Raw genomic sequence first — 21,755 nt, forward strand, 5'->3', positions numbered from 1 at the left:
GGCAGCGCCCCAGCCCCGGAGCTGGAGAGTGTTCAACTGGCGGAACTCGCCGCTGATGCCTGCGACGATCGCAAAGCCACAGACATCGAGCTGATCCGGGTCGATGCCGTCTCGAGCCTGGCAGACTGGCTTGTGATCGCTGGCGGACAGAGTGATGTGCAGGTGCGGGCGATCGCCCGTTCCGTGCATGATCGCCTCGAAGCGGAGGCCGGCCGGCTGCCGCTGCGCAAGGAGGGCCTCAACGAAGGGCGCTGGGCCTTGCTCGATTACGGCGAGTTGATCGTGCACATCCTCCAGCCCGGTGAGCGGGGCTATTACGACCTGGAGGCGTTCTGGAGTCACGGTGAGCGCCGACCTTTCGTAGCGTCGGCAACGACACCGGAGTCCTGAGCTGCGCACGCTGCGTTCAGGCCCGCCTGATTGCCCCGATGGCTGCCACTCCTTGCCCTGTTCCGCCGGATCAACGCCCCCAGGAGGAGTTTGAGCAGCTGTGCCGCTCCTGGTTCTTCGCCTGGCCCACCCGGGTGCCCCAGGGGCTGGACCGGGCCCTGCTGGTGAGTTGGTTGGTGTTTCTGCCGATCACCGTGCTCGTGGCCAGCGGCAGCTGGACCCTCCGCCATGACCCGCCACGTCTTTTGGCGGCAGGTGCAGTGGCGGCCCTGGTGTTGCCCATGCTGCTGCTTGTGCGCCAGTGGCTGGGTTGGAGCTACGTGCACAAGCGCCTGCTCTCAGAGATGGTGGAATACGAGGAATCCGGTTGGTACGACGGCCAGGTGTGGGAAAAACCCCTGGCCTGGCGTGAGCGGGATCTGCTCATGGCACGCCATGAAGTGCGGCCGATCCTGGGGCGGTTGGCCCGCTCGATGGCCTGGACCACGGGGTTGCTGCTGGTGGGAGCGAGTCTCTGCCAGGCTCTTTGAAGGCTGTTGACGTCGAGCACATGGCATTGCCTGCAGGCTTTGGGAGTGGTGGTGCGTCGGTGGCTGGCCCAAGCCCGCTGGAGGTGCGCCTCCGGCGGGGCGGTTGTGTGGAGTCGGTGCACCGCGTGCATGCGGTGGTGTGCGATCAGCGGGGCCGGATCCTGATGCGGGCTGGACGCCCCGATCACGAAACCTTCATCCGGTCTGCCCTCAAACCCTTCCAGGCCCTACCGCTGCTCAGCAGTGGTGCGGCCGAGCAGTTCGATTGCGGCGAGAAGGGGGTGGCGATCGCCTGTGCCTCCCACGCCGGCACGCCCACCCATGCCCGCGAGGCCTTTCGGCTGCTGTGGAATGCCGATCTGGAGGTGTCGCAGCTGCAGTGTCCTGTTCCGATAGGGGCGAGTAGCCCGCTGGAACACAACTGTTCCGGCAAGCACGCGGCCTTCCTGGCCACCTGCCGCAAGATGGCCTGGCCAACCGAGAGCTACCTGCAGGGAGATCATCCTGTGCAGCGGGAGGTGCATCGGCGTGTGGCCGAGTTACTCGGTTTGCCCGCTGCGGAATTGGTGGCCGCCCGCGATGACTGCGGCGCTCCGACGCTGCGCTTGCAGCTGGCTCAGATGGCGCTGCTTTATGCCCACCTCGGTGCTTCCACCCAGGCGGAACTGGAGCAGATCAGCCGAGCGATGCTCGCCCACCCGGAGCTGGTGGCGGGAGAGGGTCGCTTTGACACCGAACTGATGCAACGGGCCCACGGTCAGGTGTTGAGCAAAGGGGGAGCGGAAGGCATCCAGTGCCTGAGCCGAATTGGCGAAGGCCTCGGTGTGGCGATCAAGGTGGAAGACGGCTCCAGGCGTGCCAAGCAAGCGGTGGCCCTGCATCTGCTGCGCCAACTCGACTGGTTGACCCCTTCGGGGCTGCAGGAGCTCGAGGAGCAGGTGCTGATCCTCAATCCCGGTGTGAGCCTGGAGGTGGAGGGGGCGCTTCGTTTCCAGGAGGGCTGACCCCCCAGCCCATGGTGTCGGGTGACACCAAGTTGTAGGATGTGGAGGCCGACGCGGGGTAGAGCAGTCTGGTAGCTCGTCGGGCTCATAACCCGAAGGTCGGGAGTTCAAATCTCCCCCCCGCCACCACTTGAAAGCCCCCGGGAGGACCACCTTCCGGGGGCTTTTTGCTGTTGGGGACTGGGATCTTCCAGGTCTGACAGGACGAGGTCCCCACCCCAACACCTGACAGGGGTAACCCCTCGTTTACAGAAAACTCTGGTAATGCCACTACCAGAGTTTTCAGGCTGTTGCCAAGCTCAAGGGGGAGGAGAGGTGGCTCGATCGTGATCAGAGCCCTTCAAACGCTCACCCTCAGCAATTAGTAAGGCTTATGGCCTCAGCCTCCAGTGCTTATCGCCGGGTCCACTCCCAGAAGGACGCCTTCGCGATCAGGAATGACGCTCTACGCAAGATGGGATGTCGTTTCCGCATGATAAAGCGGAAGCGCATCAGGGTGATTCGGATCCTTGACTACAAGCCCGTATGGGATGGGCTCAGGAAGCACCCCGTCGAGTTTGCATCCCCGTTCCGCTGGCAGGACGAGGATTGGTTGACTGGGCCCAACGAGATCAAGGCCATCAAGGAGTGCGCTCAACTCTGCGAGGAGTCTCACGAAGCCGGTCGCTGGCTCGGGACTCGCATCGACTGGCGTCACCACAGCATCGATGTCGAGTCAGGGGCCACCGGTCTGCTCTCCTGGAGCAGCTTCGCGCACTACGTCATGGACTACATCGACCGTGAGCTGGTCCGAGAAGGAAGCAAAAAGAATTACGTGGGGTTCCTCAACAAGATGGCGTCATGGAGCGGTCCTGTGATGTCTGCCAGGATTGAGCAGTGGATTGAGGAGACTGATCCCACTCAGCATCTCGGGGCTTACAAGAACAAACGGGATTTGATCAACAAAATCATCCAATCCAAGGCGATGCCGTTGGATGACCTGTATCAACGCATGGTGGAGCAGGTGGCGAAGGTTGAAGGTGGTCATGGCAGGAAAAGAAAAGCAGTCGATCGCCAAAAGCCCAGGGCGATTCCGCGCGATGAAGACTTTGAGCGTTGGCTTGATGCTTTCCCGGCGCATTTGGCTCCTTTACGCACGGTGTTTGCTTTGATCGCCACCTATGGACTGCGTCCTCATGAGGTTTGGCATCTGGATTGGATTCGCGACACCGGTATCGCCCATATTCGATTCGGCAAGACTGGTGAACGCGTACTGACTCCAGTTCCGTTCCGCTGGGTCCAGCGTTACTCGCTTCCTGATCAGTTGCAGCAGGCTCAGCGTTGGATGCGCAGCCACTCAAAAGTGTTCACCAGACCCTGGCCAAAGCGATCCGCCGAACCTGTCTTCCATCCCGGTGATCGTCTCGTCCCCCTGATCGAGAGGCGCAATGGCCTGATGGATTGTTGGAACTCGGAGGAGCTGGGAGAGCAGATCGCGGTCTGGATGGAGATGGCTGGGGTTCCTGAGCTCTGGGGTGAAACCGTTGAGGGGCGAGGTGAGAGGGAAGACGGTCTATCGAGGGCTCGCTCCTACGACCCACGCCATGCCTTCGCGATCCGTTGCTACCTCAGCGAAGAAACCATGGCAGAACCAGATCAGACTTTTGCTGATTGGATGGGGCACAGCCTTCACGTTCACAAGGACACCTACCGGCGCTGGATTCCTCTTGAGCGGCAAGTCGAGGCGACTGAAGCACGATTACAACGTCGCACTGAACGCCTCGCTGACAAGACGTTCAAGGATTCATACCAAGAAAAAGGGGCCGCCACTGAGGTGGCGACCCCCTCGATGGATGAGGCGACCTATCGCGAGTTTCTTGAGTTTCAGAAGTTCAAAGCCTTTCAGGCCATGCAGAATCCCTAAATTGCTCCCATTTTCAGAAGGGTGCGGGTGTGATGCCAAACCCATTGGGGGCAGGCATCCGACAGGGGGTTCAGCTTGCGGAAGTGTTGCCCTTCCTTGAAATATCCAGCTTTACGCAAGTTTCGCAGAGTGTTGGGATGGCAACCCAGCTGCCCAGCCATGTCCTTGGTTTTTATCCAAGCCTTGTCCGCTATGTGTTGAGGCATGGATCCATCGTTCAGGTTGCTGACAACGTATGGAGGGCCGTTCGCCTCTCCCCCCAGCTCCTCGCCCTTGCTCAGTCGTCGGCCTGAATGAACCAGCCGCTGGCGGGTCCCTCGATCAGCCAACGGGCGTTGAGGCCCTCAAAGGAGTAGCGGATGGAACGTCCTGCGGTGGCGGATCGGGGGCCATAACCACCGCTGCGGACGTGCATCTCGCCGGCGGGGTCATGGACGATCCACTGCTCGGTGGTGGTGTCGATACCGACGATGAGGAGCCAGTGCCCACCACCTGTGGGTTGCTGCCAGCTGCCCTTGTGGAGCACACCGATGGGGATGGGGATACCGCGCTGGAGCTGGGCGATCAGGTGTTGGGGTGTGCCATCGGTGCGGAATCTGGCGCTGATGCCCCAATGGCGGAGGGCCTGGATCTGAGCGGCCGCTGAGGTGGTGTCGCCGTGGTGGTTGAGGAGATGGCGGAGGTAGAGGTCGTCGGGTTGCTGGTGTGGCCCGGATCTGGTGCTGGTCAGGCTCCCAGGTCTGAGGAATTCGAGCAGCATGGCGTTGGTGCTGGAGAAGCACATGCGATCGCCATGGGCGGTGTCGCTGTCGTGCTGAGGGAAGTAGGGAACGCTGAGCTGGATCGTGGTGGCTGAGCGCTGGTGCTGGGACTCAGCTCTTGCCTGCTCGGAAGTGGTTGGCGTCCGGTAGGTCTGCACCCAGGCGTGGCTGGCCTCAAGGACGGGATGGCCCTGAAGGGCGTGCTGGAGCCTGGCGATGGCCTGGCGCTGGTGGGGCAGAGCGGCGTAGTGGGAGAAGAAATCGGCGAGCTCGATCGCAGTAGTGGTTCCTGCGGGATCGCTGGCTGTTCCGGGAACGGCTGGTGTGTCTGGATCAGCAGTGATGGCATGCTCCACTTCCGCAGCGCGCCTGCGGTTCAGGCCGGCGAGAACGCCGCCTGCGCCTTTGTTCCAGCGGGGCAGCTCCTGCGCGATGACCAGGGCTGACGGTTCACCGGCCTGGATGCGCCGGCGCAGGCTGCTGCCTTCGACGGCATGGAGCCCGACATTGAAGGCCCAGCTGACCAGGGCACAGAACTGGTGCTGGGGGAGACCTGGGAGGAGCGCCTCGACGCCTTGTTCAAAACGCGCCAGGTCGCTGGAGAAGAGTCGCTCGCAGTCCGAGCTGGTGTAGGTCTGATTCGGGTGGACGTCAGGTCCGGTGTGACCCCAGCAGCAGGTCCAGGGAGCACCTCCGGAACCGGGATCGGGATAACTGCGGAGCTCGAGCCCCTCAAAGGACTGGATCAGCTGACGGGCGGCGGAGCAGATGCGGCGCTGACGCTGAGGCTGACGCGGGTTTGCCATGGGGAACCGGTGAGCAGGAGAAGGACCACCAGAGGATTCCGGGGCCGGAACCCTGTGACGGTCCTGTGCAGGTGTTGTGTTGCGTGTTCGGCTCGATCGCTTCTTCTCGGCGTCACCGCCCTCTTCTCCCTCTCCTCCCTCTCCTCCATCTCCTCCATCTCCGGCGTCATCCCTCCCGGTGCCCTCAGCTGCAGAGCAGACGGGGGCAGGAGAACTGCCGGGGGGAATGGAGCTCAGGCCGGGTGAGTGGCCAGCCTCGCTCTGGGCCCTGATCCGCGATTGGCTCCGGCCACCGGGGAGTGTTGGTGGAGCGCTGTGGAAGGCGTTTTCGATCGTCAGCCTGGCGCCTTTGCTGGCGAGCGCCTGGATGCTGTGGCGCTACCCCGAGCAGGTGATGGAGCGATTGCTGCAACGGCAGGAGACTTCGCTGGCGGCGATCTTCCGGCGCAGACCGGAGAGCCAGCGCCAGGTGATGGAGCTGCTGGGTTCGTATGTGCAGGAGTACCAGCCGACGCAGATCGCGCTGATTGCGCGCCATTCCGCCATCGGTGTGGAGGAGATCTGGGCGAATGAATCAACAGCGGGCTGGCCGACAGCGACGGGTGGCTTGATGCACGAGAACATGCAACCGGCGCTGGCGGCGATGCTGTTTGAGCTGTGCTGGCAGGGCCCGCTGCGCCACCCGTCGCCAAGGCCGCGTCTGCTCAGGGATGCGCCGAGCCCCTGGCTGGTGTGCGGCCTGAGCGATGCTGCGGATGTCCGGGGCTATGTGCTGGTGCACTGGCAAGGAGCGGAGCGGATTCCTGCGGGTGCGTTGCAGCGTCTGGATGCGGTGAGCAGCGGCATTGAGCGGATTCTGTTTTGAAAGTGATCTCAGGAGCAGCGAGGCAGGAGGGAAGCAAGCAGCAAGGCGTTGGCCAGCAAGGAGGCGGGATGGGAGCGAGGGACTGGATCGCGGCGGTGCTGCTGAGTGCGGCGCTGGTGACGCCTGTGTCGCGGGCCCTGGAGAGCAACGGGCCGATGGCGGCTGGTGCGTATGCGATGCAGGCGTCGTGCCGGTTGGCGGACGGGTTGGTGCGTGCCTGCATCAAGGAGCGACGCAGCGGCCGGATCCTGGGGAGTCGCCCGTTGGTCAGTGAGCTGGAGAAGGAGTGAGCTGGACCTGTCCCGGAACCCTGGGGGGCGATGGAGGCAATGGAATGGCTGGACAGTGGGTGAAACGGTTGATCACCGGTGTGGTGGTGGCGACAGCGTCCTGCGCTGTGCTGCTGTTTGCCGGTTGCAGCGTGGGTGCGCTGCAGGGGAAGCAGTGCGATGACGGCCAGGAACGCGCCTTTGCGGTGCTGGGGGGATTGCTGACCACGGTGATGGGCCTGGCGATCAAGCTGGAGGCCCTGGATGGCCCGAGTGCTGCCGATCGGGAGAAGCAGTTCCGATCTGGTGGTGCATCGGCATGGGGCAGATCTGAGGACGTGATCGATCCGGACCGCTGAGGCGGAGTCCTGAGCTCGGAACCCGGAACCCTGTGGCAGCCACATCAGCTGTTATGGATCAGGTTCTGCGCATCGTCTTCTGCAACGGACAGGTGGCGGAACGACGGGGCGATGACGATCAGGTGGCGGCCCTGTTTGCTGCCGATGCCGGAGGCTTGATCGATTACGTGATCGCCCTGGATCTGATCAGCGGCGCCTGCGCTTTTTTCACCGACGCCACCGACCACCGCTTTGACGCCGAGATCGTCCTGAAGCTTGAGTTCTGACGGGGATTTGTGCTGGGATTCAGTGGCTTTGGTAACGGCGCGAACGCCACGGTGGTTGACGCCGGGTCTAAGAAGGGGATGTAGCAACAGCTACCAAGCGTTCACTCCACCACTTGCGTGGAGCGCAGTTCGATCCAGGCCAAGGAACGGGGACCTGGACTTGCTCCGAGGAACTGAATCATGACCCTGACCTATCGCGGCCAGACTGTCCAGCAGCGCCACGCTGCCGTGACGATGACCAAGCCTGCCCTGACCTACCGGGGCCAGGCCGTGGCCGAACGCAAAGGTGCAGCAGCCACGGCAGTTCACCCTGCCCTGACCTATCGCGGCACGACCTATCGCAAGTGAGCGGTACTGAGGCGGCTTGCCGCCTGAGTCAACTGCTGAGCCCCGCCTGGAGCGGGGCTTTTTTGATGGCAAGCCCTGCGGCCTAGAGGGCGCTGTCCTTGTGGCCAGACGATGCTCAACCAGGCTCAGCAGCAGCTGGTCAACCTCAACGCGCTGAAGACATTGGAGGGGATGGTGACTGGGATGGATGAGGAGTGATCGAAATTCCTAAAACGGAGGGTGAGAACTGAGCAGCGGCGCCAGAAACGCTCAGGCCCGACCGAAGACCTGAAGCAGTTAGCCGGTCCATGGCCAGAGCTGGATGACAACCAGAAGCTCCACAGCCCCGAGAACGCTGTGAGACAACGTTGGTGCCGTCAGCTGTGCGAAGGCGGCTATGGATCGGTTACATAGAACGACCTGCTGGTGAAAGGTGAGGTGTTGGTCAAGCGAGCAAGAAAAAACCCGCCAAGTGGCGGGGTACGAATGAGTTATCGGGAGATCGATGATGATACCCCCTGCATTTCTCTGTAGGGTCTTGTATTGCTTTCGGTCAATAGGAATCAGGTTTCCTGGTATTTATATTTAGAAGAAGTCAATGGCTACGAGCGACAGGTTGCCATCGGTCTCAATCTCTTCAATAGTGACTCCAGAACCAAATCCAATTGCACTGCCATTGGCGCCGGCAAAGAGGTTGGCTGCTTGATTGTCATAGATAGATTCAGGCTCCATTAGTCCCATGTTTTTAGCTTGCAGGCTATCCTCGAGAGTTGTAGTGGAAGCCAGAGATTCATGAATAGAGCGGGGATTGATTTTGCCAAGGAGTTCGGTCAGGGCATTGCCTTTGAATTCACCTGTGTTGGCATGGTCCCGGTCCCAATCAACACGTGGATTCAGGCCAATCAAGTCGTCATGCTCTCCTTTGTAACCCTGTTCTTTCTTGCCATCTGGGCCGTAATCAATCCAGGGATTGAATCCAATCAATTCATCGTGCTCACCTGAGTAACCCTCAGCTGATTCTCCGTCAGGGCCATAGTCGATATCGACTTGAATACCCCGCAGGTCTTCATGTTGTCCAGCGGATGAGCCGCTCCCACCTGTTTGTTCAGGATTTTCCACACTCTGGGACGCATCCTCTGGATAATTGTCGTGACTGTCAGGCGTTCCATCGTTGTCAGTGTCTTTATCCTGGAATACAACAGCGCCTTCTGGGCTGCCGTTTTCATTGGTAACTCGCCAGTTGCCGGTTGGGTTTCCGTCTTTGTCGACTTCTCTTTGCCATCCACAGGTTTCGGTCTCTCCGGTATCTGAATCTTCGCACTCACTGGAGCCCTGAGTGCGCTCCCATCTTGGTCCTTCCGGCGAATTGCCATTGTTGTTGCTCGGCTGAGCGCTTGAGTGTGAACGATCTTGAGCGGACTCCCGTACTGTGATCTCTCCGGGTTGGCTTTGTCTGGATTGCTGACTTGTCGCTTCGTGCTGGTCTTGTTGAGGATCACTTCCCGGGTGGCCGCCACTCGCTGGCTGCGCGATTTGAGATTGGGCTGGTGATGACTGAGTGCCTCGGCTGCCTGTACCGTAGGCACTTGGTTGCCTGGAAGATCCATCCCCAGGGAGAAGCGAATCTCGTTCGAATGGAATCTGCGAATAATTCCATTTGTACTATTAATACTCTCAAAAGGCACAATCACCTCATCAAAGGATGAAGGCGGGAACAGGGTCTCGGGGTAATCTTCTGAGGTCCAGTTCGACACCTTATCCTTGACCCAGCTATAGAATCCTCCCGCTAGCGACGCGATTCCTACTCCAATGGCAGCTGACGCAAGAGCAGGAGCAGCTGCACCAAGGACTGCTGTTGCGACAGCTGCGCCAACGTAGTTCCCCCCAATGGTCAGTGCTACATCTTCCGCGAAGTCAAGGTAGCCATCGCCCCATCCTCCACGCTCGTGATCTTTGGAAACCTCGAGGCCCTCGTTGAGTACCAGGCCAGCTGCTGATTCGATTGCCAGCTTGGCCCCATCATAATATTTTCCATATTTTGTTTTTTTGAGCAGAACAAGAGCGTCATCAACAATCAAGGTTGCAATCGATGCTCCACTTCCCACGGCAGCACCCCACGCTGTGGGTGCCAGAAAAGTGCTTTGCTCGACCACAGTGCCTTTAGAATTTGTCTCATCGGCTGCGTCAAGTGTGACCGATGACTGGAAAGCCATGCCAGACTGTTCTTTCTTAGGATTCGCAGTGAGAGTTTTGAAGGCCATTTCCTAAGTTTTTGAGGTGTATGTCTTCGGGATCTCTCCCTCCGATGCACACACCATCTCCCGAATCACCGGTCCACTCGATGACCTGCGTCAAAGGTGCCTGTGACTTTGCTCACAGCGTGGTCCCTGAGTTCCCGCCGCTCCGCTCACTTCCCCTGTCCTGCTGGCAGCACATGCGTCACCAGATCACCGTTGACCCAGCGGATCACGCCGGAATCCACATCTGCGATCTGGAACATCGACCACGCCTTCGGGTCCCTGGCCCCGCCCTCGCAGTGGATCACCTGACCCATCCACCAGTCACGGTCCTGGGGCTCGCCGGGCATCGGGTCATGACGCACGATCACCGTCATGCCCTGCTGCAGGCCTAGGAAGACTGGTCGCGCCTCCGCTGGAAGTGGCTTCTGCGGAGGGGAGTGATCAACCGACACCGTGAGTAGAACACCTGTTCTTGAGGGTAGGCGGAGTTACGCGTTGCTGCCATGCCAATTCACCCAGCCACCTGCGAGTTGGCAGGCAGCTGGGTGAGGCCCTGCGCCTCAGAGCGCCGAGACGGTGACGCCGGGTGTGCCCTGCAGCTTGCGGGCGATGGCATGGGCGCGCTCAGCGGGAATCAGGCGCTTGGTTTTGACGGGTTTGCCGCGCTTACCGAGCCACTGCAGCTCATAGGGGCTGGTGCCGCCTTTGGGGACACCGGGCGCATAGCGATGGATGCAGAGGAAGCGGATCGGACAGGAGAGAGGTTGAACAGCACAGGCCATGGAGCGGAAGTGCGAGGGACCCCACCGCAAGACCACGGCCGCGAAACCCTCAGGCAAGGACTCCCCGCAGGGGTGCATGGCTCGATCCTTGCCGGGTGAGCAGGCCCGTGGCTGGATGGGGTCAGACCTCGCGCTGCTCTGTGGCAGGCAGTGCTCCAAGCCAACGCGGTTGGTTGGACCTGTGAATTCAGAAGTGGGTCCGCAGGGCGTCGGCGCTGTTGCCCCAGAGCTTGCGTTTGGCGGCCTCGGCATCGGCGATGAACAGCCGCGCTTCTGCGCGGTTGGTGCAGGTGCGTGCCCGTTCTTCCAGCTGCATCAACTGCACCAGTTGCTGGGTTGTGGTCATGACCACCTCCTGGTGTTCCTGCATTAAAGTTAACCCTGGGTTAACCCATTGGTGCGCGTTGGCGCGGAGGCTGATTGGGATGGAGCTGATCAGGCGGCGTTGTGCTCCTTTTCGGTGCCATGGAAGGGGAAGGGAGCCGGTGCAATGGCGCTCTGCCGGCGCTGGGCGCGGAGACGGCCGTATTGCCGTTGCAGCAGCTCGATCACCAGCGTCGGGTGGCGATGGATGAGCTCGAGAAAGGAAGACCGATCCAGGCGCAGCAGCTGCACGGGCGTGAGCGCCCTGGCCGCCAGTTGATGGTGCTGATGCCGTGAGGCGAGATCGGGATAGGAGAAGAGATCGCCGCTGCGGCAGCGAGAGGCTGAGGCGATGTTCGGGCCATCGAGTGACACCAGCCCGCGCTCGACGGCAAAGATGGCGCGGACCGGATCGCCTTGCTGCACGATCAGGCTGCCCGTAGGCAGGAACCAGCGATCGGCACCACTCTGTTCCGCGATCAGCTCAAGGGGTGTGGGCAGGGTGCGCTGGCTGAGAATCTCCATCGCCAACGTCAGGGACTTGATGGAGTTGTAGGCAGAGCAGCGCAGCGGCGCCAGAGCCCGCTGTTGCCAGTCAGGGCTTGCTGTCGTTGATCTCCTTGAGCAGCTCCTCAAGCAGCTGGCGTTCGTCTGGAGTGGGTTGATTGCGCAGGGGTTCAGCCATGTGGAGATCATCGATCAGGCCGTAGAAGCGCACATCGAACCAGAGCAAGAACAACTCGAGTGTGAGCGGTTGGGGCCAGAAGCTCGGGTCCTCACACCAGCAGCGCAGCTCCTCCTGAAAGATCGGCTGGTAATGCTCCCGCAGGCGCTCGTCTGGGGGGCGGTCCTGATCCTGGATGGGGATCAGATAGAGGGAGGGTTCGAGATCATCGATCAGGGGCGCTTCTGGTTCCATTTCATGGGCCCAGGCCCGCATGGGGGAACGGGCGCGGACGCCGATGGCGCAACGATTAACCACTCCCATGCGCCACCACCTCAGAACCACCTCGTCAGCACTGAACGTTGTGTTCAGGTTGACCTGCGCTCAACCGTAGAAACGGCCATGGCGCCCGTCAGCTGATCTCCAGTAGTGCCATCGGCTTGTGCACGCTGTGATGCAGAACCGGCAAGAAGTGGGGGGCCTGATGCTGATCAGGCGCTCCGGCGTGCGCTCTGCGGGTGGGGTCGCCGGAGGGGACGGACCTTGCCGCCCTCGATCGTGCGCGCTTTGAGGGCAGAACCGTGACTGTGACGCCTGGGCTGGGGCTGGGCACCGAGAAGCCGTTGCTGGCTGGCGGGATCGAGCAGAGCCTGGATGTCCTGACCTCCCTGGTCCTGGTAGCGGTACAGCGCCAGGCCATCGGGGACCTGATCAAAGAGCTGTTTGCGGCCGTCTCGGAGCAGAAAGCAGGGGGCCATGACGTCAGTGCACAGAAGCAGCGGAGCTGCACCCATGGAGACGCCGGATCGCTGAGTCGGCAACGGCCCGATGTGGCAGTTCGCTGGGATCACAGCAGAGGCTGTGAGGCTGGGCAGTCGTTGCGGCGAAAGAGACCACCGAGGTAGTGGCGCACGACCGAACGCTCTTTGCAGCCCTGCTGGAACAGAAATCCGGCGATGGCGGCCTGCACCAGGCGGTACTGGTCCCATTGGGGATGCTCGGAGATGAACAGGCCCATCGCCCGATAGAGATCTTCTGGGAGTTGGTTTTCCACACTCACGTGAACGGGCATGGCATCGGGTGTCTCCTGCAACACGCTCTCTCGTTTTCAACGACCCCATCTGGCCACAGGGCGAGGAGTGCTGTCAAAAGAGCGGCAGAGGCGAGAGACGCTATTGAGAATCCCCGCTGCTACTGGGTTTTAAGTGGTCGTTTGTGCTCTGGGACACAGTGCTTGGAGTTGCCGGCGCCCCGCGTCAAGTGGAAAGAGGCTTTTCCACGGTTCTGGCTGGGAAGGCCGTGGTCGCGGCTGATTGAGCGGTTCAAGGCTGTGGAAATGGTGTGGAATGCCGCGCGCGAGATGGTGAAAACAGCGCTGTTCACCGCTGCTGATCAGTGCGGAGCAGGGGCATCTGGAGTCGCGATCGATGCTTGTTGCTGCAGGGGGCCATCGCGATCGGAGCGGTAGCTGAGCTGAGCGCTTGGCTGGCGCTGCTGCAGCCAGTTCAGAACCCGTTCGAGGGATGCGGTGGTGTGGGGTGCACCGGTGCCCATGCCCTCACGGCTGGTGGCGAGGATGCGGAGCCCATCGGGGCTGAGGCGTTCCAGCAGCACCGTGACCAGGAGAACATCGGGTCCGCAGGCGAGCCTGAGTTCCGCATTGCGGGGATCCAACCACTCGAGGTGACCAGCGAGTTCGGTGTTGAGTCGCTCGAGATCGGCCTGAAATGTCGGACCGTGCTCCATGCCGCCGAGAACGGCTTCCAGGCGTGCCATCGCATCCATCGCTATGGGCCCATCATCCCCTGCGTGCGCGTGCGCGTGAGCGTGAGAGCAGTGGCAAGAACGACAGAGCGATGCGGATCGTGGAGGGTGTAGCCCGGGCTGGCTGTTCTGGCTGTGTTCTGCTGAGGACAGAGTCGGTGCAGGGGTGAGGGGTCACGTTCCGTTGCTGTTGCCGTTGTTGCCGCAGGCGCTGGCATGGGCGTGGGCAGGGCTTGTGACTGCCGTCATGGCAGCGTCACCGTCCTGGGCTGGATCCCAGGACAGACAGGGGCAATTGCCAACTCAGGTTCAGCAGCTGGCCCGTGAGCTCCAGGCCTATGGCTTCCAGATCCGACTGGCGCCGCCACCCAAACGCGGTGCGTATGGATTGTTTGAAAGCAAGAGCCGAACGCTGTGGATTGCGCCGGTCACGATCCCTCTGGGGATTGCCCGCCAGACCTTTCTGCATGAGGCGGTGCATGCCATCCAGAGCTGCCCGTCGGGTCAGTTGACGCCCCTGGGAGTCAGCGGCCCTTTGAATCCGGTGGTGGAACGTGAGATCAGCGCGATCCTGCTGCGGAACTATCACCACACCAACCGCTTGCTCGAACGCGAGGCGTTTCTGATGCAGGCCCAGCCAGATGCAGTGCCCCGCCTGCAGGCGCTGCTCAAACGTCGCTGCAGGACACCGTCTTGACCATCGCCGGCGTGGCAGGACTTGCCACCACCTTGACGATTCCCTCGGGTATGCAGTGATCGTTTTTTGATTGTCCTGCCAGCACTTCGTCGTTCATCCGGAGATCAAGCACTGCACTCTCAACGGCTCCAGGTTGCTGCGGTGGTGACGGCACGACCTACCGCAAGTGAGCGGTACTGAGGCGACCTGCCGCCTGAGTCAACTGCTGAGCCCCGCCTGGAGCGGGGGTTTTTTGATGGCAAGCCCTGCAGCTCAGAGCACCGAGACGGTGACGCCGAGTGTGCCCTGCAGCTTGCGGGCGATGGCATGGGCGCGCTCAGCGGGAATCAGGCGCTTTGTTTTGACGGGTTTGCCGCGCTTACCGAGCCACTGCAGCTCATAGGGGCTGGTGCCGCCTTTGCGCACACCGGGCGCGTAGCGATGAATGCAGAGGAAACGGATCGGACAGGAGAGGGGTTGAACAGCGCAGGCCATGGAGCGCAATCGCGAGGGACACCACCGGTGAGGCACGGCCGCGCAACCCTCAGGCAAGGACACCCCGCAGGAGTGCATGGCTCGATCCTTGCCGGGTGAGCAGGCCCGTGGCTGGATGGGGTCAGACCTCGCGCTGCTCTGTGGGCCGACAGTGCTCCAAGCCAGACGCGATTGGTTGGACCTGTGAATTCAGAAGTGGGTCCGCAGGGCGTCGGCGCTGTTGCCCCAGAGCTTGCGTTTGGCGGCCTCGGCATCGGCGATGAACAGCCGTGCTTCTGCGCGGTTGGTGCAGGTGCGTGCCCGTTCTTCCAGTTGCATCAACTGCACCAGTTGCTGGGTTGTGGACATGACCACCTCCTGGTGTTCCTGCATCAAGGTTAACCCTGGGTTAACCCATTGGTGCACGTTGGCGCGGAGGCTGATTGGGATGGAGCTGATCAGGCGGCGTTGTGCTCCTTTTCGGTGCCATGGAAGGGGAAGGGAGCCGGTGCAATGGCGCTCTGCCGGCGCTGGGCGCGGAGACGGCCGTATTGCTGTTGCAGCAGCTCAATCACCAGCGTCGGGTGGCGATGGATGAGCTCGAGAAAGGAAGACCGATCCAGGCACAGCAGCTGCACGGGCGTGAGCGCCCTGGCCGCCAGTTGATGGCGCTGATGCCGTGAGGCGAGATCGGGATAGGAGAAGAGATCGCCGCTGCGGCAGCGAGAGGCTGAGGCGATGTTCGGGCCATCGAGTGACACCAGCCCGCGCTCGACGGCAAAGATGGCGCGGACCGGATCGCCTTGCTGCACGATCAGGCTGCCCGTAGGCAGGAACCAGCGATCGGCACCACTCTGTTCCGCGATCAGCTCAAGGGGTGTGGGCAGGGTGCGCTGGCTGAGAATCTCCATCGCCAACGTCAGGGACTTGATGGAGTTGTAGGCAGAGCAGCGCAGCGGCGCCAGAGCCCGCTGTTGCCAGTCAGGGCTTGCTGTCGTTGATCTCCTTGAGCAGCTCCTCAAGCAGCTGGCGTTCGTCTGGAGTGGGTTGATTGCGCAGGGGTTCAGCCATGTGGAGATCATCGATCAGGCCGTAGAAGCGCACATCGAACCAGAGCAAGAACAACTCGAGTGTGAGCGGTTGGGGCCAGAAGCTCGGGTCCTCACACCAGCAGCGCAGCTCCTCCTGAAAGATCGGCTGGTAATGCTCCCGCAGGCGCTCGTCTGGGGGGCGGTCCTGATCCTGGATGGGGATCAGATAGAGGGAGGGTTCGAGATCATCGATCAGGGGCGCTTCTGGTTCCATTTCATGGGCCCAGGCCCGCATGGGGGAACGGGCGCGGACGCCGATGGCGCAACGATTCACCACTCCCATGCGCCCGTAGCTGAACCGCGCCTGTCGGTGTCCCAGCGAACCCCCTGCGCTCAACCGTAGAAACGTCCATGGCGCCCGTCAGCTGATGAGGCGAAGCGCGGGTGGACCCGATCAGCCCTGCAGCAAGCGATGGGGGCAGCAGGTGGTGTCGAGCGTGGCGATCACGGCACTGTTGTCGGGATGAAGGATCCGGTAGTGCCGTCCGTCGGAACAGCAACGGGTCTGGGCTTCCTGATGGGCCCAGTATTCGCTGCTGCAACGCCCTTGCTCTCGCCAACCATCGGGATGGAGAACCTGAATGACAAACATGAGGTCAGTGTTGGTCGCTTCCTTTCAGTGAAAAACGAGAGCCGGGGAATGGTATGGGATCTGCAGATCGGCTTTGGGATCAAGGCGATTGGCAGTTGATTTGGTCGTGGTTGTCACCGGTTGATGTGTGCATGTGCGGATCAGAAACTTCGTTCCCTGGTTCATTGCAAAGGGTGGCTCCATTGATCGAGCAGGTTGGAGAAGAGTCTGCGGGCCTGCAGTTCGATCTGGGGGTGCAGCCGGGACCAGTCCTGAAGCAATTGCTCCGGACCATCGGCTCCCATCGCAGCGATGACGTAGTCCCGATCCTCTTGGATCCACTGCTCCAGATTTGGACCACTCACTTCGAGATGGCATTGCAGAGCGAACGCATGCTGTGCGATGCGAAAGACCTGCTCGCGGCAGTGCAAGGAGGAGGCCAGCAATGTCGCTGAGGCGGGGAGGCGAATGCGATCGCCATGCCAGTGCAAAACAGTTTCGCTCGGATTCATGCCCCTGAGCACGGGTTCCTGCTCCGCGTTCCTGAGCCAATGAATGGCGCCGTAGCCAACTTCTTTCAAGGGCATGGGTGGTTCACCGACCCGCAGAGGTTCCACCGAGCCGCCAGCGGCGATGGCGAGGAGCTGGGCCCCAAGGCAGATGCCCAGAATCGGTTGTTGCTTCTGGTGTCTGCATCGGATCCACTCGAGCTCCTGTTGCAGCCAGGGCAGGGGATCGGAGGTGCTCATCGGGCCACCGAGCACCAGGGCGATACTGCCGTGCGTTTCGGTGTGATCGGGTAGGCGATCGCCGCGATCGGTGCGAAAGACCTCAATAGCCAGGCCACGCTCCAGTGCCAGATCTGCGATGAGATCCGGCCCCTCACAGGCAAGGTGTTGAAGCACCAGCAATCGATCGGCCATCAGGGAAACGCCGAGGCCATGACTCAGCAGAATTCGGCAGGACGATGTCACTGTCGGATGAGCCGACCAGGCTTGTTTGTTGTGGTTGCTGCAGACCAGGCCAGGAGGCTTGGAGACGATGGGTACCGAAACAGTTGGATGCCCATCGATGGAATTCGCCCTGCTCGCCGGCGTTGTTACGGCCGCTGTGTCGTTCTGCGCGTTCTGGGATCAGAAGGTATCGCGCTGAGCGGATTGTGATCAATCAGCGAACCCTTGTCCGCCATCAGCACGCCGGAGCTTTCTGGCCATTGCGTCAAAGGCAGCCTGTTCTTCTGCTGAGGGGTGGTTGCGCAGTTCTTCCTCATCATCTGCGTCGATGACAAGCGGATGAAGGATGGCAGTGAACCATTGCTGAAACTGTTCCAGGTTCCGATCCTGCGGCCAGAGGTCTCGGTCGTACGACCATGTGCAGAGCTCTTCCTCAAAAATCCACTCACAGCACTCTGCAAGTAGCTCCTCTCCGTCTTCAGCGGAGTCATATTCGGGGATCAGATACACATGTGGTGGAAATCCAAAGCATTCACATCCTTCCGGTGCCACTGTCATGGCCCAATCGATGAGAGGCTGCCGGGCCTGGATGCTGACTGCGCAGCGGTTGACGACTGACATGGAACCGGATGCGCTTTGGTGTTTGCTTCTCTTGACGATGACCTTGTGTTGTCTGTTTTGGGGCGTTCATACAAGCTTTGTTAAAGCCGTTTAGTTGGTGGTTACCCCCCGGCGGCGGGGGAAGAGGATGCCACGCGGCGCCAGGGCTGCGCGAGCCGATCAAGGCGCGATGCGCTGATCGGCCCTTGCCCTCGCGTGTGGGTTCTATTCCTCGCCGCCACCGGGGTGGGTGGTTTGGGTTCTGCTGGCATAAATGGTCTCCCGCGACTGCGGTGGCCCGGCGCATTGAGGCCGCTCTGAGGTGCATGGAAGCGGCTGTGGTGGCTGCGTTGCTGGCGTTTGGTGATGTGCCTTGCTCTTGTTGAAATAGCGGCGCTGCTTATGCCTTGGGCGGGAAGATTTGGGCGCATTAAGTTCTAAGAAGAGAGCCCGAAACTACCTGTTTAGCCTAGCGCATAGTACGCCTGTATTGATAGAATAAGAGGATGCTCAGGGGAGGGTCTCTCGCCCGCTGATTCCCTTGCTGCTGCTGTCTTTTGCTTCCTGAAAATTGGCTCGAAATTTTTGTTCTGGTGCCGCCGCATTGGCGCCGCCTGTTGTTTCGTCAGATCCCTTGTCTGGTTGCACGCAACTGGTGATGGTGGCTGGTGGCGGCCGTGATCTCACCTGGCCGGTGGAGCGGGTTGCGGCCCATCTGCTTGAGGTCTCCCGTGGCCGCTTGGTTCAGGCCTTGTTCCATGGCGCAGCCCGCGGCGCCGATCAGGCGATTGCCGCTGCCGCTGAGCAGCTGGGTTGGCCTCAGTGGCCCTGCCCGGCGCATTGGGATCGCCATGGCCGCTCAGCGGGCCCGATTCGGAATCGGCTGATGCTTGTCACTGCGCTGGAGCGTGTTGCGGCATTGCCGCAGGGCTGCGGCCTGCTGGTGATCGGCTTTCCAGGCGAGCGGGGCACGCGCTCATTGCTGGAGCAGGCCCGGTGCATGGCGCAGCGCGCCAGTTGCTTTCGGGTCGCGGTGCTGCAGATCCCAGGGGCATAGCTGCTTGTGGCGGTGCTCGGCCTTCTGAGCTGAGCCCCTGCTTTCACCCTCACTTCTCTTCATTCCCTTTTCTCTCCTCACCCCCCCATTCACCGATGTCTGTTGCCTTTCCCCTCACTGCCCCTCTGGCTGAATCCGCCAAATTGCCCAGCCTCTGGGAGCTCGGCAGTGCCCTTGAGGCCGAAACCCACTGGATCGCCCAGCTCGCCGAACGCCTCGATACTGGCGATGAGGACGAACGCGCCCTTGCGATTGCGGACCTGGAGGACTCCCTCGCCTCTGAGGAGCACCAGCGGGAGGCGTTTGTGCGTAAGGCCGATGCCACCTGCTGGGTGATCGAGAGGCTCCGCGCTGAGGCCAGTTACCACCAGAGCCAATCGAAACGCTTTGCTGCCCTGGCCAAAGGGGAGGACAACCGCGCCGATGCCCTGGAAGCCACCCTGGTGCATCTGCTCGATCGGCTGGAACCCGGCGCCAGCGCCCACCGGCTCCACGATCACTGCCTCCGCTCGCGGCTGACAGAGGCAATTGAGATCGATGACGCCAGCGCCCTGCCCGCTGAGCTGCTCACCACCCAGACGACAAGCACCCCGAACAAAAGCTCGATCAAGGCCCGCATCCGCGCCGTGATTGCAGCAGCCGTGGCGGGCCTGCCCAAACCAGAAGCGGCCCACCTCGCCTTTTCGTTGGCTGCCACAGCGGTGCCCGGGGCCCGCCTGATCAAGCGACGCCACTGGTCCATCACCTGAGGCCAGGGGCCTCCTTGCCATGGGGTTTGCAGCAGCGGGCCCCATTTCCACTCCCTTCTCTCCAGTTCTCTCCACTCACCCACACACGCACTGAAATCATCGCCATGGCCATCACTTCCACAGCCAGCACCAGCCAATCCAGCAAGGCCGCAAGGCCTTCTTCCAGCGCCGGAGCCGAGCGCTCCGCCATGCCGCGGTTGCCGCAACGCCACCCCTCGGCGCTGCAACTGCTGCGCGAATCGCTCCAGCAGGAAGGCGACGCCACCACGCCCGCTCCTGCTGCGCCTCCGCACGTTGCAGCTGCTCCAGCTGTTTCAGGATTCAGTGCCCGCCAACGGGAGCTGCTCGCCGCCCCGCTCGATCGCGCCAAGGTGCGGCAACGGGAGCAGGGCCGAATGCGCGTCAGCTACCTGGAGGGCTGGCAGGTGATTGCTGAGGCGAACCGGATCTTTGGCTTTGATGGCTGGGACCGGCTCACCTTGAACGCCAGCTGCGTGGCGGAACACGAGCGGCCCGTGGGCCGGGAACGCAAAAGTGGCTGGGGTGTGACCTACACCGTCCGGGTGCGGATTGTCGTGATCGCCGGTGAACGCTGCTTGATCCGCGAGGGCTCCGGTGCCGGCCATGGCATTGATCTGGATCAGGGCCTGGCGCATGAATCAGCGCTCAAGGAAGCGGAGACCGATGCGACAAAACGGGCGCTGATGAGCTTTGGCAACGCCTTTGGCCTGGCGCTCTACGACAAACAGCAACGCCAGGTGAGCAGCGGCAGGGAGCAGGGCTCGGCCACCAAGACCGCTCAGCAACAGGTCGAGCCGGTTGATGCCCCCCTGGAGCCAGCGGTGATCACAGGCCTGCAGACGCGGATCAAGGCGCTGCCCCCATCACGGCTGGAGGCGTTCTCCAGGGGCTTCCGTGTTGCATTCCAGGTGCCTGATACTCAGCCGTCGCTGGCGGGACTGATCACGACCAGCGCCCATCAGCGCTGGATCGAGGGGTTCCTGGGGTTGCGCTCAGGTGCGTGATTCGCGCTCCTGGAGCCCTGCAGCAGCTGAAAAATGGTATAGATTCAGACCTGTATGGACTTTGAATTCGATCCACGTAAAAGCCAGGCCAATCTGGAAAAGCACGGCATCGATTTCATTGCTGCGCAGGCGTTATGGGGAGATCCTGCTCTGTTGGAGATCCCCGCCCGCCCGGCCGATGAACCACGTTGGCTTGTGATTGGTCGAATCCAGAGCAAACACTGGTCAGCCGTGATCACAAGGCGCGGTCAGGCCACTCGATTGATTTCTGTTCGCCGTTCACGCCCTGAGGAGATTCAGCTCTATGAACAGTTCTGAATTTGATCGACGCTTTGACAGCGGTGAGTCCGTTCTGGAGGGCTTGGATCTGGAGTCCGCCCGGCGACCTCGCTTGGAGCAGAAACGCGTCAATGTCGATTTTCCGCTCTGGATGGTGGATCAATTGGATCGAGAAGCGTCGCGTCTCGGTGTAACGCGCCAATCGATCATCAAGGTATGGCTCTCAGAGCGGCTCGAGCATCAACGCGGTGTCGACCCCACCCAGGTTTCAGGCAACCGTTGATGCAGTCCGTGCCCTGGCAAAGGTCAGCGTGACGAACGCATGACTCCAGCGGTGGTGCTTAGCGTTCGCAGGATGTCCGGGTTGGGGGTTGCGGCCATGCCGATCAATAACCCGCTGACCTGGGCGGACTGCCCAGCAGTCGAACGGAATCCCCAGTGCGTCAGTGGGGCCTGGGTGTTTCGTGGGACCCGAATTCCGGTGGCGGCTCTGTTTCAGAACCTGGAGGACGGTGTATCTCTGGCTGAATTCGTGGAGTTCTTCCCGGGGGTCACGATCGAGCAGGCCCGAGAAGTGCTTGGGCACGCGGCGAGAAGCACCGCTATGGATCAGGCCTGATGCGGATCCTGCTTGATCCAGGCACCCCGGAGCTCTTGCGGCGCTGGTTGATCAACCATGAGGTGAGCACCGCCGCAGAAGAGGGCTGGACAAGCGCCAGCAGTCTGGACCTGATCCAGCTGGCGCAACAGCGGGGCTTTGAGGTGCTCATCAGCACCGATGTGAGCCTGAAACATCACCCGAACCTGCAGCGTCCAGCGATCGCGATCCTGGTGCTCTCCACTGGTGAATGGGGCCGAGTGGGTGTGATCGCAGACAACGTCGCCGATGTGGTGGATGCCTTGCGCCCCGGCGAGTACTGCGAGATGACCATCCCCTGACCCTCCAGACCTGACCCCCCAGACCTGACCCCTTGTTCTAGCGGTTTG

At 61.5% G+C, this 21,755-nt stretch carries 36 protein-coding genes and 1 tRNA gene; 18 read left to right on the forward strand and 19 right to left on the reverse strand.

Annotation, left to right across the window (positions count from 1 at the left end; all coding sequences use genetic code 11):
* Nucleotides 1-21: 21 nt before the first annotated feature.
* The 5 genes from rsfS (at nucleotide 22) to SynWH8101_RS05825 (ending at nucleotide 3,827) form a co-directional block, all read left to right on the forward strand.
* Nucleotides 22-390: a ribosome silencing factor gene (gene rsfS, locus SynWH8101_RS05805; RefSeq protein WP_130130376.1), complete on the forward strand. Its 369-nt coding sequence runs from the start codon at nucleotides 22-24 to the stop codon at nucleotides 388-390.
* 38 nt (nucleotides 391-428) lie between these two features.
* Entirely contained in the window at nucleotides 429-920 is a 492-nt protein-coding gene (locus SynWH8101_RS05810; protein WP_130128951.1) for a CGLD27 family protein, read from the forward strand.
* A 20-nt stretch (nucleotides 921-940) separates the two neighbouring features.
* Nucleotides 941-1,924, forward strand: a complete 984-nt coding sequence (locus SynWH8101_RS05815; RefSeq protein WP_130128952.1) for an asparaginase — start codon at nucleotides 941-943, stop codon at nucleotides 1,922-1,924.
* A gap of 52 nt (nucleotides 1,925-1,976) precedes the next feature.
* Nucleotides 1,977-2,053, forward strand: a tRNA-Met gene (locus SynWH8101_RS05820).
* A 244-nt stretch (nucleotides 2,054-2,297) separates the two neighbouring features.
* Nucleotides 2,298-3,827, forward strand: coding sequence for a hypothetical protein (locus SynWH8101_RS05825; RefSeq protein WP_130128953.1), 1,530 nt, complete (start codon nucleotides 2,298-2,300; stop codon nucleotides 3,825-3,827).
* Between the two features lie 277 nt (nucleotides 3,828-4,104).
* Here SynWH8101_RS05825 and SynWH8101_RS05835 read toward each other — a convergent pair whose 3' ends face one another.
* A complete protein-coding gene (locus SynWH8101_RS05835; protein WP_130128955.1) occupies nucleotides 4,105-5,394 on the reverse strand; it encodes a glycoside hydrolase family protein in 1,290 nt (429 codons plus the stop codon).
* Nucleotides 5,395-5,620: 226 nt separating this feature from the next.
* Between SynWH8101_RS05835 and SynWH8101_RS05840 the strand changes: the two genes are divergently transcribed.
* From SynWH8101_RS05840 to SynWH8101_RS05860, 5 genes are all read left to right on the forward strand, one after another.
* Entirely contained in the window at nucleotides 5,621-6,259 is a 639-nt protein-coding gene (locus tag SynWH8101_RS05840; protein ID WP_165380934.1) for a hypothetical protein, read from the forward strand.
* Nucleotides 6,260-6,327: 68 nt separating this feature from the next.
* Nucleotides 6,328-6,549 (forward strand): hypothetical protein, encoded by a 222-nt coding sequence (locus tag SynWH8101_RS05845; protein ID WP_130128957.1) that lies wholly within the window; start codon nucleotides 6,328-6,330, stop codon nucleotides 6,547-6,549.
* Between the two features lie 44 nt (nucleotides 6,550-6,593).
* The gene (locus SynWH8101_RS05850; protein ID WP_130128958.1) at nucleotides 6,594-6,887 is read left to right on the forward strand and encodes a hypothetical protein; all 294 of its coding nucleotides are present in this window, start codon (nucleotides 6,594-6,596) and stop codon (nucleotides 6,885-6,887) included.
* 53 nt (nucleotides 6,888-6,940) lie between these two features.
* Nucleotides 6,941-7,153, forward strand: a complete 213-nt coding sequence (locus tag SynWH8101_RS05855; RefSeq protein WP_130128959.1) for a hypothetical protein — start codon at nucleotides 6,941-6,943, stop codon at nucleotides 7,151-7,153.
* A gap of 180 nt (nucleotides 7,154-7,333) precedes the next feature.
* Nucleotides 7,334-7,501: a DUF4278 domain-containing protein gene (locus SynWH8101_RS05860; RefSeq protein ID WP_130128960.1), complete on the forward strand. Its 168-nt coding sequence runs from the start codon at nucleotides 7,334-7,336 to the stop codon at nucleotides 7,499-7,501.
* A gap of 564 nt (nucleotides 7,502-8,065) precedes the next feature.
* On the opposite strand, the gene SynWH8101_RS14070 is transcribed toward SynWH8101_RS05860, so the two are convergent.
* The 10 genes from SynWH8101_RS14070 to SynWH8101_RS05905 all read right to left on the reverse strand — a co-directional run bounded on the left by SynWH8101_RS14070 (nucleotide 8,066) and on the right by SynWH8101_RS05905 (nucleotide 13,305).
* On the reverse strand, nucleotides 8,066-8,464 hold the full coding sequence (locus SynWH8101_RS14070) for a hypothetical protein (RefSeq protein ID WP_165380935.1): 399 nt from the start codon (nucleotides 8,462-8,464) through the stop codon (nucleotides 8,066-8,068).
* Nucleotides 8,461-9,741, reverse strand: a complete 1,281-nt coding sequence (locus tag SynWH8101_RS05865; RefSeq protein WP_130128961.1) for a hypothetical protein — start codon at nucleotides 9,739-9,741, stop codon at nucleotides 8,461-8,463. Before SynWH8101_RS05865 ends, SynWH8101_RS14070 begins: the two co-directional genes overlap by 4 nt.
* A 146-nt stretch (nucleotides 9,742-9,887) precedes the next feature.
* Entirely contained in the window at nucleotides 9,888-10,172 is a 285-nt protein-coding gene (locus SynWH8101_RS05870) for a DUF3104 domain-containing protein (protein WP_130128962.1), read from the reverse strand.
* Between the two features lie 108 nt (nucleotides 10,173-10,280).
* Nucleotides 10,281-10,559, reverse strand: coding sequence for a hypothetical protein (locus SynWH8101_RS05875; RefSeq protein WP_254428069.1), 279 nt, complete (start codon nucleotides 10,557-10,559; stop codon nucleotides 10,281-10,283).
* 130 nt (nucleotides 10,560-10,689) lie between these two features.
* Nucleotides 10,690-10,848, reverse strand: a complete 159-nt coding sequence (locus SynWH8101_RS05880) for a hypothetical protein (RefSeq protein ID WP_254428070.1) — start codon at nucleotides 10,846-10,848, stop codon at nucleotides 10,690-10,692.
* An 89-nt stretch (nucleotides 10,849-10,937) separates the two neighbouring features.
* Nucleotides 10,938-11,390, reverse strand: a complete 453-nt coding sequence (locus tag SynWH8101_RS05885; RefSeq protein ID WP_254428071.1) for a cyclic nucleotide-binding domain-containing protein — start codon at nucleotides 11,388-11,390, stop codon at nucleotides 10,938-10,940.
* A gap of 70 nt (nucleotides 11,391-11,460) precedes the next feature.
* Nucleotides 11,461-11,853, reverse strand: coding sequence for a hypothetical protein (locus SynWH8101_RS05890; RefSeq protein ID WP_130128964.1), 393 nt, complete (start codon nucleotides 11,851-11,853; stop codon nucleotides 11,461-11,463).
* A gap of 167 nt (nucleotides 11,854-12,020) precedes the next feature.
* Nucleotides 12,021-12,287: a hypothetical protein gene (locus SynWH8101_RS05895; RefSeq protein ID WP_130128965.1), complete on the reverse strand. Its 267-nt coding sequence runs from the start codon at nucleotides 12,285-12,287 to the stop codon at nucleotides 12,021-12,023.
* 89 nt (nucleotides 12,288-12,376) lie between these two features.
* Complete coding sequence (locus SynWH8101_RS05900; RefSeq protein ID WP_130128966.1) at nucleotides 12,377-12,601, reverse strand: DUF2811 domain-containing protein; 225 nt, start codon at nucleotides 12,599-12,601, stop codon at nucleotides 12,377-12,379.
* A 320-nt stretch (nucleotides 12,602-12,921) separates the two neighbouring features.
* Nucleotides 12,922-13,305: a hypothetical protein gene (locus tag SynWH8101_RS05905; protein WP_130128967.1), complete on the reverse strand. Its 384-nt coding sequence runs from the start codon at nucleotides 13,303-13,305 to the stop codon at nucleotides 12,922-12,924.
* 283 nt (nucleotides 13,306-13,588) lie between these two features.
* Here SynWH8101_RS05905 and SynWH8101_RS05910 point away from each other — a divergent pair, with 283 nt between their 5' ends.
* Nucleotides 13,589-13,990 carry a hypothetical protein gene (locus tag SynWH8101_RS05910; protein WP_130128968.1) on the forward strand — a complete coding sequence of 134 codons (402 nt, stop codon included), beginning with the start codon at nucleotides 13,589-13,591 and terminating at the stop codon, nucleotides 13,988-13,990.
* Nucleotides 13,991-14,242: 252 nt separating this feature from the next.
* Here SynWH8101_RS05910 and SynWH8101_RS05915 read toward each other — a convergent pair whose 3' ends face one another.
* From SynWH8101_RS05915 to SynWH8101_RS05945, 7 genes are all read right to left on the reverse strand, one after another.
* Nucleotides 14,243-14,464, reverse strand: coding sequence for a hypothetical protein (locus tag SynWH8101_RS05915; protein ID WP_130128969.1), 222 nt, complete (start codon nucleotides 14,462-14,464; stop codon nucleotides 14,243-14,245).
* Between the two features lie 189 nt (nucleotides 14,465-14,653).
* The gene (locus tag SynWH8101_RS05920; protein ID WP_254428072.1) at nucleotides 14,654-14,812 is read right to left on the reverse strand and encodes a hypothetical protein; all 159 of its coding nucleotides are present in this window, start codon (nucleotides 14,810-14,812) and stop codon (nucleotides 14,654-14,656) included.
* An 89-nt stretch (nucleotides 14,813-14,901) separates the two neighbouring features.
* The gene (locus SynWH8101_RS05925; protein WP_254428073.1) at nucleotides 14,902-15,354 is read right to left on the reverse strand and encodes a cyclic nucleotide-binding domain-containing protein; all 453 of its coding nucleotides are present in this window, start codon (nucleotides 15,352-15,354) and stop codon (nucleotides 14,902-14,904) included.
* 70 nt (nucleotides 15,355-15,424) lie between these two features.
* Complete coding sequence (locus SynWH8101_RS05930; protein ID WP_130128964.1) at nucleotides 15,425-15,817, reverse strand: hypothetical protein; 393 nt, start codon at nucleotides 15,815-15,817, stop codon at nucleotides 15,425-15,427.
* 111 nt (nucleotides 15,818-15,928) lie between these two features.
* Entirely contained in the window at nucleotides 15,929-16,126 is a 198-nt protein-coding gene (locus SynWH8101_RS05935) for a hypothetical protein (protein WP_130128971.1), read from the reverse strand.
* A gap of 161 nt (nucleotides 16,127-16,287) precedes the next feature.
* Complete coding sequence (locus SynWH8101_RS05940; RefSeq protein ID WP_254428074.1) at nucleotides 16,288-17,079, reverse strand: type 1 glutamine amidotransferase; 792 nt, start codon at nucleotides 17,077-17,079, stop codon at nucleotides 16,288-16,290.
* Between the two features lie 189 nt (nucleotides 17,080-17,268).
* On the reverse strand, nucleotides 17,269-17,679 hold the full coding sequence (locus tag SynWH8101_RS05945; RefSeq protein WP_130128972.1) for a hypothetical protein: 411 nt from the start codon (nucleotides 17,677-17,679) through the stop codon (nucleotides 17,269-17,271).
* Between the two features lie 613 nt (nucleotides 17,680-18,292).
* On the opposite strand from SynWH8101_RS05945, the gene SynWH8101_RS05950 reads away from it, so the two are divergent.
* Both SynWH8101_RS05950 and SynWH8101_RS05955 read left to right on the forward strand, forming a co-directional pair.
* Nucleotides 18,293-18,715, forward strand: a complete 423-nt coding sequence (locus SynWH8101_RS05950; protein ID WP_254428075.1) for an SLOG family protein — start codon at nucleotides 18,293-18,295, stop codon at nucleotides 18,713-18,715.
* Between the two features lie 95 nt (nucleotides 18,716-18,810).
* Nucleotides 18,811-19,464, forward strand: coding sequence for a siphovirus Gp157 family protein (locus SynWH8101_RS05955; protein WP_130128973.1), 654 nt, complete (start codon nucleotides 18,811-18,813; stop codon nucleotides 19,462-19,464).
* On the opposite strand, the gene SynWH8101_RS05960 is transcribed toward SynWH8101_RS05955, so the two are convergent.
* Nucleotides 19,457-19,654, reverse strand: coding sequence for a hypothetical protein (locus SynWH8101_RS05960; protein WP_130128974.1), 198 nt, complete (start codon nucleotides 19,652-19,654; stop codon nucleotides 19,457-19,459). The genes SynWH8101_RS05955 and SynWH8101_RS05960 overlap by 8 nt on opposite strands.
* Here SynWH8101_RS05960 and SynWH8101_RS05965 point away from each other — a divergent pair.
* The 5 genes from SynWH8101_RS05965 (at nucleotide 19,653) to SynWH8101_RS05985 (ending at nucleotide 21,707) form a co-directional block, all read left to right on the forward strand.
* Nucleotides 19,653-20,489, forward strand: a complete 837-nt coding sequence (locus SynWH8101_RS05965; protein ID WP_130128975.1) for an RAD52 family DNA repair protein — start codon at nucleotides 19,653-19,655, stop codon at nucleotides 20,487-20,489. The genes SynWH8101_RS05960 and SynWH8101_RS05965 overlap by 2 nt on opposite strands.
* A gap of 54 nt (nucleotides 20,490-20,543) precedes the next feature.
* Complete coding sequence (locus tag SynWH8101_RS05970; RefSeq protein WP_130128976.1) at nucleotides 20,544-20,807, forward strand: BrnT family toxin; 264 nt, start codon at nucleotides 20,544-20,546, stop codon at nucleotides 20,805-20,807.
* On the forward strand, nucleotides 20,794-21,051 hold the full coding sequence (gene brnA, locus SynWH8101_RS05975) for a type II toxin-antitoxin system BrnA family antitoxin (RefSeq protein ID WP_130128977.1): 258 nt from the start codon (nucleotides 20,794-20,796) through the stop codon (nucleotides 21,049-21,051). Before SynWH8101_RS05970 ends, brnA begins: the two co-directional genes overlap by 14 nt.
* A 96-nt stretch (nucleotides 21,052-21,147) precedes the next feature.
* The gene (locus tag SynWH8101_RS05980) at nucleotides 21,148-21,387 is read left to right on the forward strand and encodes a DUF433 domain-containing protein (protein ID WP_130128978.1); all 240 of its coding nucleotides are present in this window, start codon (nucleotides 21,148-21,150) and stop codon (nucleotides 21,385-21,387) included.
* Nucleotides 21,387-21,707: a hypothetical protein gene (locus tag SynWH8101_RS05985; protein ID WP_130128979.1), complete on the forward strand. Its 321-nt coding sequence runs from the start codon at nucleotides 21,387-21,389 to the stop codon at nucleotides 21,705-21,707. Before SynWH8101_RS05980 ends, SynWH8101_RS05985 begins: the two co-directional genes overlap by 1 nt.
* Nucleotides 21,708-21,755: the final 48 nt, after the last annotated feature.

Origin of the sequence: Synechococcus sp. WH 8101, assembly GCF_004209775.1 — a bacterium.
Classification (GTDB): domain Bacteria; phylum Cyanobacteriota; class Cyanobacteriia; order PCC-6307; family Cyanobiaceae; genus Synechococcus_C.

Coding starts and splice junctions, on each gene's coding strand:
- SynWH8101_RS05810 (WP_130128951.1), top strand. CDS start 429: ATGGCTGCCACTCCTTGCCCTGTTCCGCCGGATCAACGCCCCCAGGAG.
- SynWH8101_RS05815 (WP_130128952.1), top strand. CDS start 941: ATGGCATTGCCTGCAGGCTTTGGGAGTGGTGGTGCGTCGGTGGCTGGC.
- SynWH8101_RS05825 (WP_130128953.1), top strand. CDS start 2,298: ATGGCCTCAGCCTCCAGTGCTTATCGCCGGGTCCACTCCCAGAAGGAC.
- SynWH8101_RS05835 (WP_130128955.1), bottom strand. CDS start 5,394: ATGGCAAACCCGCGTCAGCCTCAGCGTCAGCGCCGCATCTGCTCCGCC.
- SynWH8101_RS05840 (WP_165380934.1), top strand. CDS start 5,621: ATGGAGCTCAGGCCGGGTGAGTGGCCAGCCTCGCTCTGGGCCCTGATC.
- SynWH8101_RS05845 (WP_130128957.1), top strand. CDS start 6,328: ATGGGAGCGAGGGACTGGATCGCGGCGGTGCTGCTGAGTGCGGCGCTG.
- SynWH8101_RS05850 (WP_130128958.1), top strand. CDS start 6,594: ATGGCTGGACAGTGGGTGAAACGGTTGATCACCGGTGTGGTGGTGGCG.
- SynWH8101_RS05855 (WP_130128959.1), top strand. CDS start 6,941: ATGGATCAGGTTCTGCGCATCGTCTTCTGCAACGGACAGGTGGCGGAA.
- SynWH8101_RS05860 (WP_130128960.1), top strand. CDS start 7,334: ATGACCCTGACCTATCGCGGCCAGACTGTCCAGCAGCGCCACGCTGCC.
- SynWH8101_RS05865 (WP_130128961.1), bottom strand. CDS start 9,741: ATGGCCTTCAAAACTCTCACTGCGAATCCTAAGAAAGAACAGTCTGGC.
- SynWH8101_RS05880 (WP_254428070.1), bottom strand. CDS start 10,848: ATGACCACAACCCAGCAACTGGTGCAGTTGATGCAGCTGGAAGAACGG.
- SynWH8101_RS05885 (WP_254428071.1), bottom strand. CDS start 11,390: ATGGAGATTCTCAGCCAGCGCACCCTGCCCACACCCCTTGAGCTGATC.
- SynWH8101_RS05890 (WP_130128964.1), bottom strand. CDS start 11,853: ATGGGAGTGGTTAATCGTTGCGCCATCGGCGTCCGCGCCCGTTCCCCC.
- SynWH8101_RS05895 (WP_130128965.1), bottom strand. CDS start 12,287: ATGGCCCCCTGCTTTCTGCTCCGAGACGGCCGCAAACAGCTCTTTGAT.
- SynWH8101_RS05900 (WP_130128966.1), bottom strand. CDS start 12,601: ATGCCCGTTCACGTGAGTGTGGAAAACCAACTCCCAGAAGATCTCTAT.
- SynWH8101_RS05905 (WP_130128967.1), bottom strand. CDS start 13,305: ATGGCACGCCTGGAAGCCGTTCTCGGCGGCATGGAGCACGGTCCGACA.
- SynWH8101_RS05915 (WP_130128969.1), bottom strand. CDS start 14,464: ATGGCCTGCGCTGTTCAACCCCTCTCCTGTCCGATCCGTTTCCTCTGC.
- SynWH8101_RS05920 (WP_254428072.1), bottom strand. CDS start 14,812: ATGTCCACAACCCAGCAACTGGTGCAGTTGATGCAACTGGAAGAACGG.
- SynWH8101_RS05925 (WP_254428073.1), bottom strand. CDS start 15,354: ATGGAGATTCTCAGCCAGCGCACCCTGCCCACACCCCTTGAGCTGATC.
- SynWH8101_RS05930 (WP_130128964.1), bottom strand. CDS start 15,817: ATGGGAGTGGTGAATCGTTGCGCCATCGGCGTCCGCGCCCGTTCCCCC.
- SynWH8101_RS05935 (WP_130128971.1), bottom strand. CDS start 16,126: ATGTTTGTCATTCAGGTTCTCCATCCCGATGGTTGGCGAGAGCAAGGG.
- SynWH8101_RS05945 (WP_130128972.1), bottom strand. CDS start 17,679: ATGTCAGTCGTCAACCGCTGCGCAGTCAGCATCCAGGCCCGGCAGCCT.
- SynWH8101_RS05955 (WP_130128973.1), top strand. CDS start 18,811: ATGTCTGTTGCCTTTCCCCTCACTGCCCCTCTGGCTGAATCCGCCAAA.
- SynWH8101_RS05965 (WP_130128975.1), top strand. CDS start 19,653: ATGCCGCGGTTGCCGCAACGCCACCCCTCGGCGCTGCAACTGCTGCGC.
- SynWH8101_RS05960 (WP_130128974.1), bottom strand. CDS start 19,654: ATGGCGGAGCGCTCGGCTCCGGCGCTGGAAGAAGGCCTTGCGGCCTTG.
- SynWH8101_RS05970 (WP_130128976.1), top strand. CDS start 20,544: ATGGACTTTGAATTCGATCCACGTAAAAGCCAGGCCAATCTGGAAAAG.
- brnA (WP_130128977.1), top strand. CDS start 20,794: ATGAACAGTTCTGAATTTGATCGACGCTTTGACAGCGGTGAGTCCGTT.
- SynWH8101_RS05980 (WP_130128978.1), top strand. CDS start 21,148: ATGCCGATCAATAACCCGCTGACCTGGGCGGACTGCCCAGCAGTCGAA.
- SynWH8101_RS05985 (WP_130128979.1), top strand. CDS start 21,387: ATGCGGATCCTGCTTGATCCAGGCACCCCGGAGCTCTTGCGGCGCTGG.